This window comes from Streptomyces cahuitamycinicus (genome assembly GCF_002891435.1).
In the GTDB taxonomy this organism is placed as follows: domain Bacteria; phylum Actinomycetota; class Actinomycetes; order Streptomycetales; family Streptomycetaceae; genus Streptomyces; species Streptomyces cahuitamycinicus.
Window position 1 is genome coordinate 1 of record NZ_POUC01000617.1, and the last position, 3,507, is coordinate 3,507.

A 3,507-nucleotide genomic window follows, 5' to 3' on the forward strand; every position below is an offset into this window, starting at 1 on the left:
CCCCCTACCCGGTGAGACTGGCCGACGAGATCACCCGCCAGCTCGGCCAGCTCGCCGACCACCTCTCTCAGCTTCCCCCGCCCCAGGCCGTTCAGGTCATCGCCCGCGTGCTCGACCCGGATACCGGAGTCCTCGGCGGCGTCACCCACCTCGTCGCCACCGGCAGCGTGTTCGCCAAGGACCAGGCAGAGCGAGGCGCGCTCCCCGCGGAGGTGTGGCTCGCCCTGGGCCGTGCCTCGAACGAACTCGGCGACATCACCCTCGACCTGGACGAACACAAAGACGCTCTTAAGCGCGTCGGCGCCCAGCCCGCCACTACGGCGGCGAAGCCCCCGGCACCCGCACCGCTCGTCGTCCGGCGCCGCCGGTGAAGAAGAAGCAGTGGCAGGGTTGGGGACCCGACGAGCAGGCCGAGCAGCACTACCTCGTCCAGCCCCGCGCCCTGGCCGGCGGCGGCGACGTCCGGCACGTCTCGGAGTTCCTGCGCGCCTCCGGCTGGCGGGACAAGTCCAAGACGGGCGGCCCCCTGCGCATGGAGAGCCCGGACCGCACCGTCCGCATCGCCTACGACCCCTACGTCCTCCCCGGCGGATGGACCATCCACGGCCACGCAGACGGAGCGAACGGCGAGTGGTCCGCCCACCTGGGCCAGCAAACGCCGGCGGAGATCGTCGCCGGCCTGACCGACGCCCTCACCCGTCCCCGCTCAGCCCACGCCCCCAACGTCTGGGCCCCTCTGCAGGAGCAGAACTGGCACACGCGCTTCGAGGGCCAGGACTACATGGCGACGAGCCCCGACGGCACCGCGTGGATGCAGTACCGGCAGAGTCCCGACGGGGCGGCGATGTGGTGGACCGGAGCGCAGGACAAGCAGGGCAACGGCTGGACGGCCAACTTCACGCCGAACACCCCGATGCACCTGGTGCAAGCCTTCTCCACCGAACTCGCCAGCCCGGACCCCGTGATGCGCCCGCGCGGACGCGTGCCGCACAGCGCGCAGATCCGTACCTGGTCGGTGTCCGTGAAGCCCTCCCAGCTCAGTGCGTGGCAGCAGGCCCGCATCACGGCCGCCCGCGCCGCCACCTGGGCCCGCAACAGCGCCCGTAGCACCAGGCCGCGCACCAGCGCCCGTCCCTACACCCCGGCCGGCGGCGCACGCACCCGCCGCTGACCGCAATAGCCCCGCCCCGAGGAGCCCGATGCCCGCACTCACCCCGGACACCATCCGCACCCTGACCGAAACGCTCGCGGACCTCACCGACTACTTGCGCGAGAACCCCGATCCCGCAGAAGCCCTCGCCCTCGTCGAGCCCCTCCTCGACGAGTACACGGGCCTGCCCGTCCAGTTCGCCGACACGCTGCGCGCCCTCGCCCGCGCCGTTCAGGAGAGCCCTGACGCGCCGCGCACGGCGCAGGGCGACCTGCTGATCACCGAGCTGCGCACGGCCGCGTGGGAACTGGCCGACCAGCACACCCTCCACTACGTGCTGGACGATCTCCGTGACCTGTACGGCAGTTCGCCGACGAGCGAGCAGGGGTGCTGCTGGTGCCGCTGAGCGAACGGCAGCTCGCCGCCTTCGCCGACAAGCACGCCGTGCAGATCCCGTACGACACCAGCCCCCGCCACCTCGCCGGCCCCGGAGACGCCCGCCACGTCACCCACGGCCTGGCCGCCGCCGGATGGAACGCCGTCTCCGACCCCTTGAGCGCCGAGATCATCCTGGCAAGCCCTGACCTTCGCCACCGGCTCCAGTTCGACCCGCAGTCCCGCACCTCGGCGTGGTGGCGGCTACGGGCGGAGCCCGTCGGCACCGAGCCCGGTTGGTACGCCGAGTTCGGCGAACTCGTGCCCGCCGAGGTCCTCGCCGCCTTCACCGACGCCCTCACCGCCCCGCCGCCACAGCAGCCGGACCCGTGGCAGCAGGTGACCTCGGCAGGATGGCACCACGAGCCAGACGGCGCGCGCTCGCCGGACTCCATGTGCCACATCGAACTGCGGCCGTTGAGCGAATTCCACGACCGGTCGTCCTGGCACATCGAGACCCGCGAGCCCGGCCACGGGGAGTTTTCCGGCCCGCGCATCTGGCACGCCTACCTCGACGAGCACACCCCCGCTCACCTGGTCAGCGCGTTCCTCACCGCGCTGACCGACCGCAGCCCGCTCCAGCGCGGCATGTTCGAACGCACCGGCCACTACAGCGCCGTACAGGAGCCCAGCCCGCTGCACCCGCAGCTGGTGGTCGACGCCCACGCCACGCGCATCAAGCACCTGCGCGCCCAGGCACGCTCAGCCCGCCGCCAGCAGACGAAACCCGCGACGATCCCGGCCCACGCCAGTACCGCGCAGCCGGCGGCTCGCCGCTGACCTGAAAGGACCCCTCCCCATCTCCCGAGATCACCACGCACACCGCGACTTCCTGCGCCACCTCGACCACTACGTGCGGGACAGCAAGAAGATCCTCGACGCCTGGGACGCCTACTCCGACGAGCACACCGGCCTCGACGGCTGGCCCTACGACGACCACGCCTACGGCATGCGCAAGAGCCAGCGTGATGCCGACACCGCCGAGGCGTTCGAGCCGCTCCGCTACGGCGCCCGGCACCTGCTGGCGACCGCCGAGACACAGCTGGCCCAGCTGCCGGAGAACACGGTGCAGAGCCGCTGGGTATACCAGCTGGGCGTCCTGCACACGGCCCTCGACCGTCTCGACGAACTGCACGAGCAGTGGCTGCTCACTCGCGACAACCTGCCCGCCACCGCCAAGCCCGGCACCGCCGAATTCGACGACGCCCTCGCCGAACATCACGCCGAATCCTGGAGCTACCTCGACGACTGGGCCACCCACGGCAAAGCGCTCCGGGAGATCAACACCGCAGCCCGCAAGGCCCCCTCATCCCTGGTTCCCATGCCTGCCCTCGCACCCGTGCGACGAACCGCGGCACGGAAGTGACTAGGGCCCCGACTCCCGAGACCCTCGAGGTCGACTTCATCACCCCGCTCCACCTCGCCGGCGGCGGTAACCCGCCTGGATCACCGTTCCCCCCCACCGTGCCTGCAGATGGAGCCACGGCAACGACCCCTGATGCCACGCGTCCTGCTCTCCAGCCCCGACCAGAAGGCCCACCTGCCCGGCCGGCGTACGTCGAGCGGCTGGGAGCACCGGCTGATCCGGAAGCCCGGTTCGTCACCGTCACCCTCGGCATGCACCAGAAGGTCTGGCAGGCCCGCTTCGGTGCGCACACTCCGCCACACCTTGACGCCGCGTTCACCGCCGCGCTCGGCGATCCGAAGCAGGTGCACCGCACCGACAGCGGGCGCAGTCTGCCGACCCTCGACCCGAACGTCGTCATCCGCCGGACGACCGACGTGCTCGCCGTGTACCTCGCCGGCGCGCTGGAAGACCGCGTTCACTCCCTCGCTGCCCGGCACACCACCACGCCGACGGCCTCGATCCCCTCACGGCCAGCGCCGCCCAGGCACGGCCGCAGCCGCTAACCCTCCCTCCC

At 71.7% G+C, this 3,507-nt stretch carries 6 protein-coding genes; all 6 read left to right on the forward strand.

What is annotated here, in order from left to right; all coding sequences use genetic code 11:
- Positions 1 to 371: hypothetical protein (locus C1J00_RS40395; protein ID WP_245936700.1), on the forward strand; the 371-nt coding region annotated here is incomplete at its 5' end.
- Positions 368 to 1,171 (forward strand): SPDY domain-containing protein, encoded by an 804-nt coding sequence (locus C1J00_RS40400; RefSeq protein WP_102913824.1) that lies wholly within the window; start codon positions 368 to 370, stop codon positions 1,169 to 1,171. The genes C1J00_RS40395 and C1J00_RS40400, both read left to right, overlap by 4 nt.
- Positions 1,172 to 1,199: 28 nt before the next feature.
- Positions 1,200 to 1,556, forward strand: a complete 357-nt coding sequence (locus tag C1J00_RS40405; RefSeq protein WP_102913825.1) for a hypothetical protein — start codon at positions 1,200 to 1,202, stop codon at positions 1,554 to 1,556.
- A complete protein-coding gene (locus C1J00_RS40410; RefSeq protein ID WP_102913828.1) occupies positions 1,547 to 2,365 on the forward strand; it encodes an SPDY domain-containing protein in 819 nt (272 codons plus the stop codon). Before C1J00_RS40405 ends, C1J00_RS40410 begins: the two co-directional genes overlap by 10 nt.
- Positions 2,366 to 2,438: 73 nt before the next feature.
- Positions 2,439 to 2,951 (forward strand): hypothetical protein, encoded by a 513-nt coding sequence (locus tag C1J00_RS40415; protein ID WP_180989876.1) that lies wholly within the window; start codon positions 2,439 to 2,441, stop codon positions 2,949 to 2,951.
- A gap of 98 nt (positions 2,952 to 3,049) precedes the next feature.
- On the forward strand, positions 3,050 to 3,496 hold the full coding sequence (locus C1J00_RS40420; RefSeq protein WP_342751799.1) for an SPDY domain-containing protein: 447 nt from the start codon (positions 3,050 to 3,052) through the stop codon (positions 3,494 to 3,496).
- The last annotated feature ends 11 nt before the right edge of the window (positions 3,497 to 3,507 follow it).

What these genes read in the sequence shown, in the direction of transcription:
- C1J00_RS40405 (WP_102913825.1), top strand. Translation starts at nt 1,200, where the DNA reads ATGCCCGCACTCACCCCGGACACCATCCGCACCCTGACCGAAACGCTC.